The sequence below is a fragment of the Streptomyces netropsis genome (assembly GCF_014203545.1).
In the GTDB taxonomy this organism is placed as follows: Bacteria; Actinomycetota; Actinomycetes; order Streptomycetales; family Streptomycetaceae; genus Streptomyces; species Streptomyces netropsis.
In genome coordinates, this window is record NZ_JACHJG010000019.1 from 76,095 (window position 1) to 90,801 (window position 14,707).

The following is a 14,707-nucleotide window of genomic DNA, read 5'->3' on the forward strand; positions in this document are numbered from 1 at the left end:
GGTATTGGGTCGTTACCCGGCATTAAGCACTCCGCGAGGCTGATACCCCGCGGTCCGGACGACTCTCTCCCGGCGCTCGTCAGCCGTCACGGCGGACACCGCATCGGACAGTGCAGTGAGCAGATCCTCGAACATCGCCGCCGACAAGGGCCCGTGCAGGACTCCGAGCAGATGGCCGGCCAGCGCGATGACGGGCAGCGGAATCCCCTCAAACTGCGCCTGCCGCCCGTCGTAGAGATGTGACACCAAGGTGTTCGGAAGCATTGGGTGAGGGCCGCGCCCCATGCGTTCCGCCGCGCAGTCGGCGGCCCGGACGACGTTCTCGAACTCCTGCCGGGAAAGCACCCCCGCCAGCGCCTGGACCACGCCCACGGCCAAACTCAAGTCCCGCGGCCACTTCGAGCCGTATCCCTCCTGTTGGAGGAGACGGGAGAGATGGGCGAACAAGCAGCGCTGAAAGTCGATGTCACTCATGCCCGTAGCCGTAGCGCCCCCAGGCCCCCCGAGAGAAGGAGAGCCGCAGCAGAAACAGACGAAATGAACCCACACGAGCCTCTGACCAGCCGCCCGTGGGGAGCACCCTGATGGTCAAGAAGCCAGGGGGACCTCAGTGGCCTCGCTGTCCGCGGGGGACAACGACACCTCGTATGAGCAAAAGAGCAGGGCCGAGCCCACGGCCCACAGCTGACACTCGGACCGGGCAGCGCGCGGGCGCCGATGCTGCCTGTCCTGGCCGGACCTCGAGCTGGCACGGGTCTTCACCCCGCAGCAAGACGCCTCCTGCACCCGTCTCGCTCCTCCTCCGTTCTGGAGGGCCGGGGGGATGCAGGAGGCGCTGTCCTCTGGTTGGTCAGCTGTCGGTGCGGAAGAGTTCCCCGGCCCGGTCGGTGACTTTGTGGCAGATCTCCGGGGCCTTCGCGGCGGGCCACACGAGGATCAGGTACTGCTCGGCGCTCTCCACGATTTGCCCGGCTACCGGGTTGTCGAGGCTGTCGTCCCGGCCCCGGGCGTGGAACCGCATCCGCCACCACCGCGGCTCGTCCTCCGAACCAGGAAGACTGATGCCGTACTCCACGCCTTCGCCTTGCAGGCCGGCGGTCTCCCCGTCGTCCTCCGGGGAGGTGATGCCCGCCCCCGGGGCCGAGAAGGCGGCGCTCGGGGCGGGCCTGGGTGCGCAGCTGCTCCAGCCGCACGGCGAGAAGATGCTCGGCAGTGCGGGCCTGGGCCGTTGCGGCGGCATGGAAGTGCATCCGGCCGGCGCTGGATCCCCCACCCCGCTCACAAGTCGGGCAGCCGAAGTTTCCGGGCCGGAGGACGGCCCCTGAACGTGCCCATGCAGGTGAGCACACGGCGTCCTGCCGGGGACACTCAGGCGGGAGGCACCAGGGCATGCGACGGCTTCTTTACGACGTAAAGAGGGACCACTCCAGTGTGCCGTTTCCACTGGAAACGGCACAGCGCCACGTTGGCCCGGCGGCCCCCGCCCCTTTCTGCCCCGTTGATGACCAGCCACTGCAAGCCAAAAACGCCGGAACCAGGACACACCCTTACCAGTTCAGCCACCAACTGCCCTGCGGGCTGGGTAGGAGGCGGAGATGACCTTCACCTGGAAGACCCCACCGTGGGAGTGGCCATGTGTTTCCCGCGGGAAACACATGGCCCGGGCGCCAGGCGGGCCGCCAGCACTGGCCGACGGTCAGCCCGCTCACGCTGTCGAGGCCGATGCCGCTCAGCTCGGTCGTCACGCGATCGCCGCGCCGGCCGGATCCCTGTCCAGCTCGCCCGGCTCCGCTGCGGCCCTCTGCGGTTGGCCTACGGGGCTACAGTGCCGGGGCGCACCGTTGGCAACGGGTGTAGTTTCGGCCGCCCTTGGGGCCGGTGTGGTCGGCAATCCATGTCCTGGCCTCCTCCGAGGTCATAGCGGTGAAGGAGGGGTACGAGCGGGCGTTTTCGAAGATGTCGCGGTCGTAGGGCACGACGGTGTGGCTGTAGAGGTGCAGTGCCTGTGTGTATGCCTCACCGACAGGGCGGGCGTAGTTGTCCGGGGTTTCCCGCTTGACCACGGAACATGTGGTGTCGTGAATACCTCGGCGTCCGGCAGCGAAGGGTCCGCGGGCAAGGCACGCCGGCTGAGCTGGCGCATGACGCGGGTCTGCGACTCGATCGCCTCCGCAATGGCCGGGTCGACGTACCGGTCGGGGCGGGCCGCCTGGTGCGCGGCGGTAGCCCTCGCATGCCGCCCCCCTGGTCTTCACCGGCCCGGCCGATGTCGCCGAGGCCGGGGCTGCCGGCGCGACATCGGCCGGGCCGGGAACGGGCGCGGCGCCGGGCGGCAGGATCCGCAGGGACCGCACGATGGTGCGGCCCGCCGCTTTGTTGGCGGCCGAGATGACGCGGGTCTGCTCCAGGCGCGTCTTTGTCGCCCAGGCCGCCGACTCCGGGCGCACGGTGAGCCGACCTGAGTCAGCGTCGAAGGCGACGGCCGCGACGTGTCCGGCCAGTTCCGGGGCGATGGCCGACCACCGCTCGCGCAGTGTGGCGCCGGCGGCCGGGAGTTCCCAGGCCCGCTCGGTGACCAGCGCCCCGAGCACGTCGCCCAGGCCCATCGGATCGCGCCCGTCGCGCCGGACCGGCTGGACGGTGCGGGGCCTGGGCTGCTGCGCGCGGCCACCGTTCTTGCGCGCCGCCTCCTTCGCGGCCCGGAGGGCGACCCGGGCCAGGTCAACGCCGCTGGGCTGCAGTTCCTGGGACATCAGGCCACCGCCCCGGCGAGCTCCTGGACCCGGTGGCGGGCGCACACGCTGCGGCTCGGCAGGGGTTCCCGGCCGCACGGAACGTTCCCGTCCCGGCCCGAGCAGACCGGGGCCTCGGTGACGCCGGAGTCTGCGGGCCCTTGGTCGGCGGCCAGGGCGGCGGCTTCCTCGCGGCACAGCTTGCACAGGCCGTCCTCGAGGGCCCGGCCGGTCAGCAGGATCCGCACGCCGCAGTCGCCGCAGGAGCCGCGCGGCGGACCGTCCGGCACCCCCTGCTGCACCACCACGGCCGGGGCCGGCCGGGCCATCGCGTCGTCCAGTTCGCAAGCTCCGCAGCGCCCCGACGGGCCAGGGCGGGTGCCGTGCTCAGGGCACAAGCCCTGGGCGATGCGCTGCTCGCGCTGCCTCGCGGCGGTCTTGTCCTGGACGACCTCCGCGCAGATCTCGCACGCAGCACCGGTCCGCCAGATCACCCCGGCCTCGCAGTCCTGCAAGCCGCAGCCCCACCGGGGCAGCGCCACACCCAGCAGCCAGCGGCCAGGGTCCCGGATGTCGGAGAGCATCACCTTGGCCAGCCGAGCGGTCAGCCGGTACTGCAGCCGCTCGGGCGAGGTTCCCTCACGCAGCTGGCAGCCCACCTCACGGGCCACCTTCCGCGCCACGAAATCGTTCACCTGCTCCAGCAGGAAGTGCACCGGCTCCAGCACGGCGTAGAGCTCCGCGTTCATCGCCAGACGCGGGCCGTCGTACGACCGGGCCGTAGCCCCGTTCCGGCTGCTGCGGTTCTTCGGCTTCGAGGGGGAGAGCTGAGTCTGTCCACCCGCGCGAAGCGCGAGACCACCCTCGCCCGCGACAGCCGGGGCTTCACCACCGGCCAGGTTTTCCACAGGCCCAGCGGCCTTACCCACCTGTACCTCGCCTACGGCGGGTGACAAGAGCGCTCGCCCGTCATCAGGTGAGTCAATCATAGGTACTTCCTTATTCGCGAGGGATCCCTCACCAACCGGGGAACCCGATCCCTCACCAACTTGGGAACTGCCCGCCCCCTCGGAAGCAGTGTCCACAGCCGCTCCAGCAGCCTCCGCAGCAGCGCCGCAGCCGTCGGCCGGGCCGTCCGTACGGGCCTCCGGAGCGAGGTCGTGCGCGATGTACAGGTTCCGGCCCCGCGCCCCCGCACGCCGCTGCACCGTCATCCAGCGCGCCGCCTCCACCTCGTCCACGACCGCCGACGCCGCCGTCACCGACAGCGCCTCGCCGGCCCTCCTGCCCGAGTGGTGCCGCAGACACGACGCGAGCTCCGCCTCCGTCAACGCGATCCCCCGCGCCTGCGCATACGCCACCAGCGCGTACACCCGAAGCTGCCGGGGCGTGAGGTCCTCCGCGGCCGCCACCGGCAGCCACACGAACGCCTCCTCCCGCGCCATCGGCCGCACCGTTCGCACCGCCGACTGCCCCGTCCCGCCCGGCAGCGTCCGGCGCTGTGAACGCAGCTCCACCACACCGTCCAGGCCCGGACGGCGCAGCTGTGTCATTCCCCGCTCCACCGACGCCGCCGACAGCCCCAGGTACGAGCCGATCGTCTCCGTCCGTGCCTGGCAGCCCTCCGGCCGCGATGCCAACGCCTTCACCTTCACGTACACCGACAGCGCCACGTCCTGATAAGTCGCCGACCAGACCAGACGCATCGGCACACGAACCCGCTGCCGACGAACCAGACCCGCCGGCGCAGCCATCGGCTCCACGACAGCACTCACCGGTCCACCGCCCCGGCAGGAGCGGTGGACACCGCAAGGGCCGAACATCCGAACATCGCCTGTGTCGCCATCGGGCCGGTGTACACGCCAAAGCGGACACCCCCCTCAGCAGGCAGAACGCGCGATTCGTCATCCATCCGCCGACCCTGCACCGGACGGCCTGTGGGCAGCGGCCGCTGGGCCCAGATCCCCACTGGTGCTCCCACGCAGTGGGCAGAAATCTCGGGACCCGTCCCGCCACACGGACCGACGCCTGCACGACCACCGCTGCCGGCGGGGAGGAGCTCCGCGAGCTCCTGGGCGACGCGAACCGTCGTCACGGCGAAGGAGCGCGGGCCGTGCGACCGATGGCGCCGAGCCGTCAGCCAGGGAGGGCTGGAGCAGCTGGCTGGCGGAGTTCCAGTCTCGGGCCACGCTGCCCCGGGCAGAAGGCCGGACATTCCGGGCCCTGCAGGAGTCGGCGAGGATAGACGCGAGCCTGCGATGGGGAGGGGATGTGACGCACGCGAAGGAGCATTTACGGCCAAACGGGCACGCCGGGGCTGACAAGAGCTAAAGAGGTAGTGCAAAATGGCAGCGCTCCTTCGAGTTCGGAGGTACGCAAAAGCCGCCCTCAGGGGTGGCTGGTTCGGGTGGAACCGAAAATCGAACTGATCGAAGCCGGCGGCAAACCGGGTCGATCAGAACCTCCACGAGGCCCGGCAAGGCCAAATGGAGAGCAGAGGCGCTGGGCCTGGCGACGGCAATCACCAGGACGAGCAGCCGGGCGGCTAGAAGCCCCGCACAGCGGGCGCCGCCCCTTGGATCACGTCATCGCAACCCCCATACGGGGAGACGTGTACCCGCGCCCGGCCTGACGCGGAAGCGCAGAAAAGGCACCGGCCGACCGGAGCGACGAACGCGTCGCTGCCACGGAGGCGGGTGCCTTGTTGTGTGTCTGGCAGAGGGTACGGGTACCCTGAGTCATGTCGAGACCATCCCATCGAAGGTCTGCGGCCGTGCCCCGGAGTGCAGCCTCGCGGGGCTTAGCCATGTCTGTATAGATCGTATCCACAGACACACTACCCCTGTCAGGGCGGGCCACGATATCCCAGCCCCCTCCGTGTCGCCGTGCGGACACGTCTTCCTGACGCCCCACCAGCGTCCCCCACGCGATCCCGTCAGCGCTCACTCCGGCATGATGAGCGGCATGCAGACGACGCCGACCGACGACCCCCTGGACGTGGCAACCTTCTCGACGTCGACGCAACAGCGCCGCTACACCACGGCCATGGAGCAGATCGCTGCCAACCGGACACCCGGCACCCCGGTACGCGTCTACATCAGCGCAGCACCCAGGGCAATGAACAGCCCGAAGTGGGACAACTGGATCGCACAGATCACCGAAGAGCTGCCCGACGGTGTTGAGACCCTCCACTACCGCAACGTCTTCACCGACGACCGCCCGTACGACTGGGACAGGCTCGTCGACGGAATTGATGGTCTCGTCATCGTGGGCAAGCAGAAGAGGGCCGGCAGTCGCGTCTACCTCCTCGGCCCCATTGCCCGTCTCGAACTGCGCTCCCTCATCGCGCGAAAGCCCGTTCTGCTTTTTGGGCACAGCCTCGGGCTCATCCCGGTCATCGACTGCAAGAGTCAGGTGCTCGCCCCAGAAGAGGCTCCGCGGCTGAAGCTCATCGCGCCAAAGAGGTGGCAGCGGGACACCATGACGCTTGCGTCGGCTCTCAACGCTCTGACGCCGAGGAGCACCGCTGAAGCGAAGCCGGACATGCCCGTTCATCTCGCCCACCCTTTCGCCGCGCCTCCTCGATGAGATCCCGAAGCTGTTCCCGCCTCGCACTCTTCGATCTGGACGGCACGCTCCTCGACCGCCGTGCCGCCCTCCATATCTCTGTACGTGCGCTGTGCAGTGAGCTCCGATACGGCCCCGAAGTCGAGTCCTGGCTGCTGTCGGAGCTCGCCGACCGCGCGAGCCCCGCCAACTTCATACGGATGCGCGAGGCCTTCTCCCTGCCCGAATCGTCTGCATACTTGTGGCAGGCGTACGTCGATCGAATGGCGTCGGCGGTCTCGTGCCCGCCAGCTGTCCTCGACGCCCTCGCCGTTCTCCGCGACAACGGATGGCGCGTCGGCGTAGCGACGAACGGCGCCTCGGACATTCAGCGCGCGAAGCTCCATATGACGGGAATCGACGCGCTCGTCGACGGTGTCGCCGTCTCCGGAGACATCGAAGTCCGCAAGCCCGACGTGAGGCTCTTCGAGTTCGCGGCTGCGCGTTGCGGCGCTGTCCTGTCCCCCGATACCTGGGTGATCGGAGACTCGCCGCAGACTGACGTAGCCGGCGCACATCGCGCCGGTGTCCGCGCCCTTTGGCTGCGCGGTCGCCCCTGGGAGAACACGGTCCCGGCCCCGCACCACACCGCGGACGGCGTCGTCGACGCCATCACCTTCCTGCTCACCGACCGCTCGGAGTAGCACAGTGGACCAGCCCACCGTCGGCATCCTCCACCCCGGCAGCATGGGCGCCGCCATCGCGGCCTGCGCCTCGCCTAACGCGGGCGCGGTCGTTTGGTGTACGGCAGGGCGCAGCGCGGCGTCCACAGTGCGCGCCGAGCAGTTCGGCCTGGCGCCAGTGGCCACGCTGTCCGAGCTGCTGGATCGCAGCGACATCGTCATCAGCCTCTGCCCGCCGGCCGCAGCTGAGGACCTGGCCCGCGATGTCGCCGGGCACCGCTTCGCCGGGGTGTACGTGGAGGCGAACGCCATCAACCCCGAGCGGGCGCAGCGGATCGCCGCGTTGCTCGAACCGGACGCGATCGTCGTGGACGGCGGTGTCGTCGGCTCCCCGCCGGTGCGCGGCAAGACGCCGACCCTGTACCTGTCCGGCCCGGCCGCCGCGACTGAGCGCATCGAGGCGCTGTTTGCAGGCACCGCTGTCAGGACGGTGCTGCTGGGCACGGAGGTCGGGAAGGCGTCTGCGCTGAAGCTGGCGTACGCGTCGTTCCAGAAGACGAGCCGTGTGCTGGTTGCACTCGCGGTCGGGATGGCGCGCGAGCACGGCGTCGACCAGGAGCTCATCGAGGTCGCCTCCCGGCGCACCGACTCATACCTGTCTGAGCCGCAGTACGTGGCCAAGACGGCGGCGCGGGCTTGGCGCTGGGGCCCGGAGTTGGAGGAAGCCGCCGACGCCCTCGCGGCCGCCGGCCTTCCGGCGGAGATGCTGCGCGCGGCCGCGTCCACGCTGGCACGGTGGCACGACGCCAAGGATGACAGCGAACTCACGCTTACTGACGCCCTGGACCGACTCGTCCAGCCGTAGCCCGCGTTCATGCCGTCGCCGCCCCCGTCTGTCGCGCCAGCAGCTGGTTGATGAGCCGCGCCGCCTCCTGCGGCGACGCCGCCGTGGTGTCCACGGTCAGGTCCCAGGCCGTCTCCGGGTGGGCGTCCAGGTCCTCGCGGGTCGCGTCCCACGCCAACAGACGTGCGGTGGTGTCGCAGTCTCCCCGGCCGACGGATCGCTCCGCAGTTGCCTCGCGGGGACACCACAGCAGCACCACCGCCCAGCTCGCTGGGTAGCCGTCGACCAAGGCCCGGATGCCGTCGACCTGCCCGAGATGCACCACGGGCACCCCGGATACGAACGCATCAGCCAGACCGGGTGCGTCGACGACGTAGGTGTTCCCGTACCGACGGTTCGCGTAGACGACGGCGCCTGCGGCCTCCAGCTCGCGCAGCTGCTCCGTCGTGCCCATTCGGTACCCGGCGGACTTGCCCGTTCCAACCTTGAGCCGCGCGAACTGCGCGTACGTCGGGCTCATCTCGGCGAGGGCAGCGGTGACGGTGTCCTTGCCCGCCGCCGGCGGGCCATACAGGATCACGCCCTGCTTCCGACTCATGCGTACATCGCTCCCATCGCCTGCCGGGCCTGGTCCGCGAGCGTCACTGCGGTCCCCAGCCGGTTGTCGACGATCAGGTGCGGCATCGCCGGGCGCAGATCCAGGTCGATCGTGGTCATGTACTCGTCCCACCGCTGGAGCTTCCACGCGTCCCGGGCCGCGGAGCGGAATCCGATGTACTCGCGCATCGACTCTTCGTCGCAGCGAACCCACACCGGGAAGACGTCGACCCCCATCGAGCTCGCACGGTTGGCCAGGCGCTGCATCCAGGCCGGATCTGTCATCTCCGCGATGAATGGGGCGGTCAGCACAGTGCTGATGCCGCACTTGATGTTGGCCATGGCCGACTGCATCAGGCAGTCGTACTCCACCGGCCGGACGTTTTCCCGGTAGAGGTCGGTGTGCCTGTCGTTCGCGTCGCCGCCCAGCGCGACCAGGAGGCGCTCCACGAGCGGGCGGGTGAGCGGGTCCTTGTCGAGCAGCGGCCAGCCGGTGAGCTGAACGAAGAACCGGGCCAGCTCCGTCTTCCCGCTGCCCGCGAACCCGCCGACCAGGATGAGCACGGGGCGGTGGGGGTCGCCGCCCGTGTGCCGACGCTTCCAAGCGTCGATGATGCGCTGCTGCAAGTCGAAGTGGCCGGCTTCTCCCGAGCCCGGCGTGATGCGGTGAATCGCCCGCTCAACGGCCAGGACGTGTGAGCTGTTGATGCGGTCGTCCATCGGCGTGAGCTTGAAGGACGTCTCCTCACCCGGTAAGGCGTTCCTGAAACCAAGGTCGGGCTCGGTGGCCCGGTAGAGGAGGCAGTAGGCGCGTCGGTAGTGCGGGCCGGGATAGACCTCGCCCTGCTCGTGCTGCCACAAGGTCTGAGGATTCGCGGCAGGAATACCCCCGAGCTTGGCCCGCTCGGCAACTTCCCGGAGACGCTCACCGGCCTTCTCCAGAGTCAAGCCGTGGGCCTCCCGCTGCTCACGCAGCCGATCCGGCCTCCACCCTGCACGCTGCTTCCCCACCCTTTGCCCCTCCGTCATCGTCATGTCCGCGAGCCTAGGACGCGGCCCACAAAACCCGTGTGTACGCGGATGTTGAAAACCCGTGAATGGGCAAGTGCACGTTCTTCGACAGCCCTATGTGATGTCGCGTTGAGCCCATGGACGGTGTGATGGCCCTCGAAGCAAATACCGGGTGCTCTACATGGGAGGTAGGGGTCAATGCAGGCCGCCACTCTTGGAAGAACAAGCACGACGGAGTTCGGCCAGCACGCTCTCCGGGTGGCCGTCGTAGACGATGTGCGGCTCGTCAGCGGTGGGCGGTTGGAACCGGCCCGCGAACCGCAGGAGGTCTTCCTGGCTGAACTCGATCGAGTTTGCGTCATGGTCGGCGAGCGCGTTGCGCTGCTCGACTCGCGCCCACCGCACTTCGTGTGGCACCGGCAGGTAGACCAACACGGGCACTCCACCAGCCTCCGTTGCCAGCGTCCTCCACATGGACCGCTCCTCGGGGGTCCAGAACCCGTGGTCGACCACCGCGTCGTGACCAGCCTCCAAGGCGGCGCGAAGCTCCGCACTGATGTCCTCGAGAACCGGCGCCTCTCGGACGCGGAACTCCCCTCGGGGGAAGTCGGGGCCGTAGCGGCCGTATCTGCGGAACATCTCCTCATCAGGGCAGAACCGCCTGTAACCGGCAGCGGCCAGTCTTCTTGCCAGCGTGGTCTTGCCTGCCCCGGGCATCCCGGCCATGAGAATGGCACGGGGGGCCCGCTCCGCAGGCGCCCCTATCGGCGCCGAGGCGCCGCGCTCCGTCACCGCACCACCTCCGAAGTGCTCATCCGGGTTCGGCCGGGCGCGCCCAGGTCGACGCCGTACTCCAGCAGTTGGTCGTCCGCGTCGAGGAATTGCGCGGTCAGAACCAGGATCGCCGCGACGGTTCCGGGCTCCAGTTCCAGGAGCTCCAGATCCTCAGCCGTGGCGATGCGAGCGGTCTCCTCATCGATGCGTCGTACGACCCGCCGACCGGTCGCCTGGGCGATCAGGTCGAGTGACAACCCGCCTTTGAGGCGCTCGCTGCGCACCAGTTCGGGGAGCGCCCGGGCGAACTCGGCTGGGATCCAGGATGTCGAGTGGGAGACGATGCCATGCGCATCCCGGTAGACACGGCTGCGGCGGATCACGTCGTCACCAGGCTCGATGCCGAATGCTGGTGCCACCGAATCGGGAGCGGGGACTATCGCGGCCGTGTGGCCGCTGGACTTCTCGCCGGCACCCCAGGAGGACTTGGTCGTTCCGCTGCGGTCGTGACGCTCGGCCCCGGAGGAGAGGGATATGGGCGGGCCGAGAACCTCGGTGCCAATGCCCTGGATCCCCTGAACAAGTTTCTCCTCCCGCAGGAGTTTCATGGCCCGGTCGGCCGTGGCGGTACTTACCTCCCAGTGATGGGCTACGGCCCTGATGCTCGGCAGCAGCGCGCCTGGAGGCAACTCGCCGGAGCTGATCAGGTCACGGTAGTGGCCCGCAATTCGCTCGTACGGCGGCCTGTTGTCGGCCCGACCCATCGTCGCCTCCCTCGTAACACGCCCTAGATGCCTCACTATACCGCTTGACACCTGAGGGTATCTGAGGCAGCCTGAGGTATGTGAACGGCGGTGCTCCTCCGAGAGCACCGCGTAAGCACCACCTGTACTGCCGCAGCAGATCGCCACCTCGGTGGCCCCGGAGTCTTTGCACCATGAGGCACCACTAACTCCTCCGGACCAGGGCCTTCGGCCCAGGAACTGCTGTGTGAAGTTCGCAGCGCTGATGCGTTGTCCGTCCTGCGGGACGCCGGCCTAGCCGTGCGTCCCGCAGTGGCGGAGAGAGCGCCCGCGATGACCTACCCCGCCGCCTGCACGTGAGGAGTCCACATGTCTGCTGCTGTCGCCCCCAAGCGCATCGTTAAGGAGCGTGTTCGCCGCACCCGTTCCCGCGGCCGCAACGAGCTTGCCCCGCTGCGTGTCTCCCAGATCGCCGCGCACGAGTACGACCTGGCCCCGGCGTGCATCTCGCTGGTGTGCCCGTCCTGCCGTACCTGGGTGCCGATCAACCGTCCGAACGGGCAGCCCGGCCGAACGCGGCTGGTGCCCCACCACACAGAGAAGGCCGGCACGGCCGATCCGACCTTCTGTAAGGGCGGCAGCCACCGGCGCGTCATCATCGACGTAGAGGTCGAGCGTTGGCGGCGGCGCCTGGAGGAAGGCATTTCGGAGACCGACGGGCGCCGCACGAACCGCGTCACGCGGAAGCCGAAGATGGCACCCGCCCCGGCCGTCAGCCAGATCGCCGCGCAGAAGCAGACAGCGACGGCGGACGACGAGCCGGGTGACGGCCGGGCCCTGTGGCTGCTGCGCGAGATGAAGTGGGCGTCGACGGAGACGGCAGTTCGTGCGACCGACACCCGGCGCGCAGAGCGGCCTGCTGGCGACGCCCCGACGGAGAGCCCCGCCGTCCCGCTTACCACGCTTCGCCCCCAGCGCCCTGTGCGCTGAACCGTCCCGCGCGAACGACCACGGCCGCCGCCGCCCCGACGAACCCGGGCGGCGGCGGCCGTGGCTGCTCGTACGGCAGTCAGGTGAACGCAGCAGCCCCGGGGACCGTAATTCCCCGGGGCTGATCTCACGCACTGGACCCAATGGGAGGCCCAGATGACCGTCAGCATGACACAACGCATCCCCGCGGCCGCGGCCGCTTCCGACCCGCTGTTCCTCGAAGGCCCGCGCCGGGTCGTCGATGCTCAGATCGGACCGCGCCGCGCGGGGGCGATCTACCAGAACGTGGACGGGGCGTTCGAGGTCCTCGCCCTGGTCCGAGACCCGGAGCAGGCCCGCGCACTACTCCGACGCCGCAGCGCCCAGTGGGCCGTGATCGTTCGGGACGTGCTCCGTCCGGACAGCCAGCCCGTCGCGGTCGGCTCCGTGTGGACCACGTCGGACCACCTGGTCCGCGAGGCCGACACTCAGGCCTCGGCCGGGCAGGCCTGCAGGGACTGCGACGGGAAGCGCGGTCGGATGGTCGACACCAGCGGTGACGGTGTGACCCGCCAGACCTGGAAGTCCTGCACCACATGTGACGGCACCGGACAGGCACGGTGATCGCCGTGGATTGGCGCCATAACGCGGTCTGCCGCGAAGAGGACCCCGAGCTGTTCTTCCCGGTCGGCAACACCGGCCCGTCCCTGCTGCAGATCGAAGAGGCCAAGGCCGTCTGCCGCCGCTGCCCGGTCATGGAGCAGTGCCTCCAGTGGGCGCTCGAGTCCGGTCAGGACTCCGGTGTCTGGGGCGGGTTGTCCGAGGACGAGCGCCGTTCGCTGAAGCGCCGCGCCGCGCGCAACCGAGCCAGGAACGCGTCGGCATGACCGACACCGACCGTAAGCGCCTGGAGGCCGAACTCCGGCGGATGAACGCACAGTCCGCGGCTGATCGGCGGGCCCGTGGCTGAGGACTTGTACGAGCGGTACATGAAGGCCGCGGCTGCGGATCGTGCGCACGGTGAGACCTGTGAAGGGTGCTCGCTGGACGCACGGTGCGGCACCGGGCAGCGCCTGTATGAGTCGCTCGCGAGGCTCCAGGAGGCGTACATCAACCAGCTCCGGAAGCGGAGCTGACCCGCGGCGCGGGACGGAGGCGTAAGTCGCTGTCCGTTCCGCGCTGCTCTTCACGGCAGGTCGCCCGCCGTACGGAAGACCCGCCCACCCACTCGCTCTCTCGGCCCGGCTCCGGGCCATCCCGTAAGAAAGAGGAACAGATGACTCCTGTCCAGTTCCGCGACCAGCACGGCGACAGCGACACCTGGACGACGGCCGACTTCGAGTCCTACGAGCACCTGGTCGAAGGCGCCGATCCGGACATTGCCTGTGCCACGCGCGACCGCCTGATCATCATCGGTCGGCACGTTCACGACGGCCGCGTCGTGGTCGGCCTCGTCCCTCTTCCGCTGCTCGCCGCGTAATCCGGTCTGCCGTCTGCCTGATCCGCCCGCACCGGCCACTGGGCCGGGTCGGGCGGTGAAGGGGAGCCGGACAGCCCGGACACAGCCAGCCCGAAGGGACACATCAATGTTCACGTTCACGCAGCTCCGCGCACGGAAGCGGCACATCCGTCTGATGAACGTTGCCTCGCACTTGGTCCGTGAGGCTGAGTCGCGCCTGATGGGTGAGCCCAGCCGAGTCACCGCTGTTACCGCCGTCGAGGTCGCCACGTTGGCGTTCGGCCGTCACGAGCTACGCATCGAGGAAGCCGAGGCCACCGACTACCTGGCCGCCGCCCTTGTCGACCGGGGCCACAGCATCGATCACCTGCCTGCCGTCTCCGCGTGAGCAGCCGCTCCCGACGGCCGGGAGCGGCACAGAACCTCTTTCCCTCCCCATGGCACCTTCCGAGGCCGGCCGCCCGCACGACGGGCCGCCGGCCTTTCCGCACGGCTCAGCCCGGGAAAGCCCCGGCCGCTTCCTCTCAACTCACGGAGGGCCTCATGCCTCGCACCATCGCCCTGCAGCACCCCCTGGACGACACCGGTCTCCCCCACCGGCAGACCTCCGCCCAGCCGACGCCTCCGCCGGCCCCGGCGGTCGCCGACGTCGCCCGGTATCACCACCCGCACTTCGTGCGCGCTGAGCCCGGCCGGTCTGAGGGTGGGGTCCTCTACTACTTCGCCCCCTTTACCGGCCGCGAGCCCGAGCCTGAGGTGCCGCTCGCCGTCTACAAGGACAAGGCGGTTACCTGGGAGCAGAGCCGTGAGCTCAGTAACCAGTACGAGGCGGCGCGGATCATGTGGTCCAAGGCCCGGCTCCGGCTGGAGGCCGCTCCCCTGCTGCGCAGGGCGGCGCCGTTGTGGGAGGCGTGGACGTCGGCGCAGGCCGAGCTGCGCCGGGTGTTCGGGGAGTTCTGGAGCACTGCGGACGGTCAGTGGCGTGCGCAGTTGCTCAGGCTGACTGATGCGGAGCATGCCGCGAGGAAGGCGGCCGGGGCGTGGGACAGGCTCGCCGAGCAGCTTGCCAAGCTCGCCGATGCGCAGGTCCGGGTCGCCGGTGAGTACGACGAGCTGGAGCTGAGGGATGTCGCCCGGGAGATCGGCCTGGACGCCAAGGACTGGTGGATCGAGCACATCTCCGAGTACGAGCCGGTCCTCTACTCGCGGCACGACACCCCGGTGGTCGGCGACCTCAACCGGGTGATCGAGGAGCAGCGTGAGCGGCTGCGTGAAGTCGCCAGCCTCGCCGGTGACAGGGCCGACCGAGCGCTCGCCTGAGCTTCGCTCCCATCGGGCGGGAGCGGCAG

Annotated in this window: 18 protein-coding genes; 10 read left to right on the top strand and 8 right to left on the bottom strand. The window is 69.5% G+C overall.

What is annotated here, in order from left to right:
* Window positions 1–12 precede the first annotated feature (12 nt).
* From FHS38_RS32110 to FHS38_RS35765, 4 genes are all read right to left on the bottom strand, one after another.
* The gene (locus tag FHS38_RS32110; protein ID WP_184739628.1) at window positions 13–474 is read right to left on the bottom strand and encodes a hypothetical protein; all 462 of its coding nucleotides are present in this window, start codon (window positions 472–474) and stop codon (window positions 13–15) included.
* Window positions 475–850: 376 nt separating this feature from the next.
* A complete protein-coding gene (locus FHS38_RS32115) occupies window positions 851–1,240 on the bottom strand; it encodes a hypothetical protein (RefSeq protein ID WP_184739630.1) in 390 nt (129 codons plus the stop codon).
* Window positions 1,241–1,820: 580 nt separating this feature from the next.
* Window positions 1,821–2,753 (bottom strand): DciA family protein, encoded by a 933-nt coding sequence (locus tag FHS38_RS32120; protein WP_229822844.1) that lies wholly within the window; start codon window positions 2,751–2,753, stop codon window positions 1,821–1,823.
* Window positions 2,753–3,481: a hypothetical protein gene (locus tag FHS38_RS35765; RefSeq protein WP_229822843.1), complete on the bottom strand. Its 729-nt coding sequence runs from the start codon at window positions 3,479–3,481 to the stop codon at window positions 2,753–2,755. Before FHS38_RS35765 ends, FHS38_RS32120 begins: the two co-directional genes overlap by 1 nt.
* Before the next feature lie 418 nt (window positions 3,482–3,899).
* Between FHS38_RS35765 and FHS38_RS35770 the strand changes: the two genes are divergently transcribed.
* From FHS38_RS35770 to FHS38_RS32140, 4 genes are all read left to right on the top strand, one after another.
* Window positions 3,900–4,412, top strand: a complete 513-nt coding sequence (locus FHS38_RS35770) for a hypothetical protein (RefSeq protein ID WP_229822842.1) — start codon at window positions 3,900–3,902, stop codon at window positions 4,410–4,412.
* Between the two features lie 1,284 nt (window positions 4,413–5,696).
* The gene (locus tag FHS38_RS32130; protein ID WP_229822841.1) at window positions 5,697–6,320 is read left to right on the top strand and encodes a hypothetical protein; all 624 of its coding nucleotides are present in this window, start codon (window positions 5,697–5,699) and stop codon (window positions 6,318–6,320) included.
* Complete coding sequence (locus FHS38_RS32135) at window positions 6,317–6,982, top strand: HAD family hydrolase (protein ID WP_184739634.1); 666 nt, start codon at window positions 6,317–6,319, stop codon at window positions 6,980–6,982. Before FHS38_RS32130 ends, FHS38_RS32135 begins: the two co-directional genes overlap by 4 nt.
* A 4-nt stretch (window positions 6,983–6,986) precedes the next feature.
* A complete protein-coding gene (locus FHS38_RS32140; protein ID WP_184739636.1) occupies window positions 6,987–7,826 on the top strand; it encodes a DUF1932 domain-containing protein in 840 nt (279 codons plus the stop codon).
* Window positions 7,827–7,833: 7 nt separating this feature from the next.
* On the opposite strand, the gene FHS38_RS32145 is transcribed toward FHS38_RS32140, so the two are convergent.
* The 4 genes from FHS38_RS32145 to FHS38_RS32160 all read right to left on the bottom strand — a co-directional run bounded on the left by FHS38_RS32145 (window position 7,834) and on the right by FHS38_RS32160 (window position 10,951).
* A complete protein-coding gene (locus FHS38_RS32145) occupies window positions 7,834–8,403 on the bottom strand; it encodes a phosphotransferase-like protein (RefSeq protein WP_184739638.1) in 570 nt (189 codons plus the stop codon).
* Complete coding sequence (locus FHS38_RS32150; RefSeq protein WP_184739640.1) at window positions 8,400–9,437, bottom strand: AAA family ATPase; 1,038 nt, start codon at window positions 9,435–9,437, stop codon at window positions 8,400–8,402. The genes FHS38_RS32145 and FHS38_RS32150 overlap by 4 nt, the downstream gene beginning before the upstream one ends.
* A gap of 171 nt (window positions 9,438–9,608) precedes the next feature.
* Window positions 9,609–10,205 carry a P-loop nucleotide/nucleoside kinase family protein gene (locus tag FHS38_RS32155; RefSeq protein WP_268246245.1) on the bottom strand — a complete coding sequence of 199 codons (597 nt, stop codon included), beginning with the start codon at window positions 10,203–10,205 and terminating at the stop codon, window positions 9,609–9,611.
* Window positions 10,202–10,951: a GntR family transcriptional regulator gene (locus FHS38_RS32160; RefSeq protein WP_184739642.1), complete on the bottom strand. Its 750-nt coding sequence runs from the start codon at window positions 10,949–10,951 to the stop codon at window positions 10,202–10,204. The genes FHS38_RS32155 and FHS38_RS32160 overlap by 4 nt, the downstream gene beginning before the upstream one ends.
* Before the next feature lie 348 nt (window positions 10,952–11,299).
* Here FHS38_RS32160 and FHS38_RS32165 point away from each other — a divergent pair, with 348 nt between their 5' ends.
* From FHS38_RS32165 to FHS38_RS32190, 6 genes are all read left to right on the top strand, one after another.
* A complete protein-coding gene (locus FHS38_RS32165) occupies window positions 11,300–11,920 on the top strand; it encodes a hypothetical protein (RefSeq protein ID WP_184739644.1) in 621 nt (206 codons plus the stop codon).
* A 156-nt stretch (window positions 11,921–12,076) separates the two neighbouring features.
* Entirely contained in the window at window positions 12,077–12,523 is a 447-nt protein-coding gene (locus tag FHS38_RS35775) for a hypothetical protein (RefSeq protein WP_260421056.1), read from the top strand.
* Between the two features lie 5 nt (window positions 12,524–12,528).
* Window positions 12,529–12,786 (top strand): WhiB family transcriptional regulator, encoded by a 258-nt coding sequence (locus FHS38_RS32175; protein ID WP_184739646.1) that lies wholly within the window; start codon window positions 12,529–12,531, stop codon window positions 12,784–12,786.
* Between the two features lie 389 nt (window positions 12,787–13,175).
* Window positions 13,176–13,379, top strand: coding sequence for a hypothetical protein (locus tag FHS38_RS32180; protein ID WP_184739648.1), 204 nt, complete (start codon window positions 13,176–13,178; stop codon window positions 13,377–13,379).
* 106 nt (window positions 13,380–13,485) lie between these two features.
* On the top strand, window positions 13,486–13,746 hold the full coding sequence (locus tag FHS38_RS32185) for a hypothetical protein (protein WP_184739650.1): 261 nt from the start codon (window positions 13,486–13,488) through the stop codon (window positions 13,744–13,746).
* 155 nt (window positions 13,747–13,901) lie between these two features.
* The gene (locus FHS38_RS32190) at window positions 13,902–14,678 is read left to right on the top strand and encodes a hypothetical protein (protein WP_184739652.1); all 777 of its coding nucleotides are present in this window, start codon (window positions 13,902–13,904) and stop codon (window positions 14,676–14,678) included.
* The last annotated feature ends 29 nt before the right edge of the window (window positions 14,679–14,707 follow it).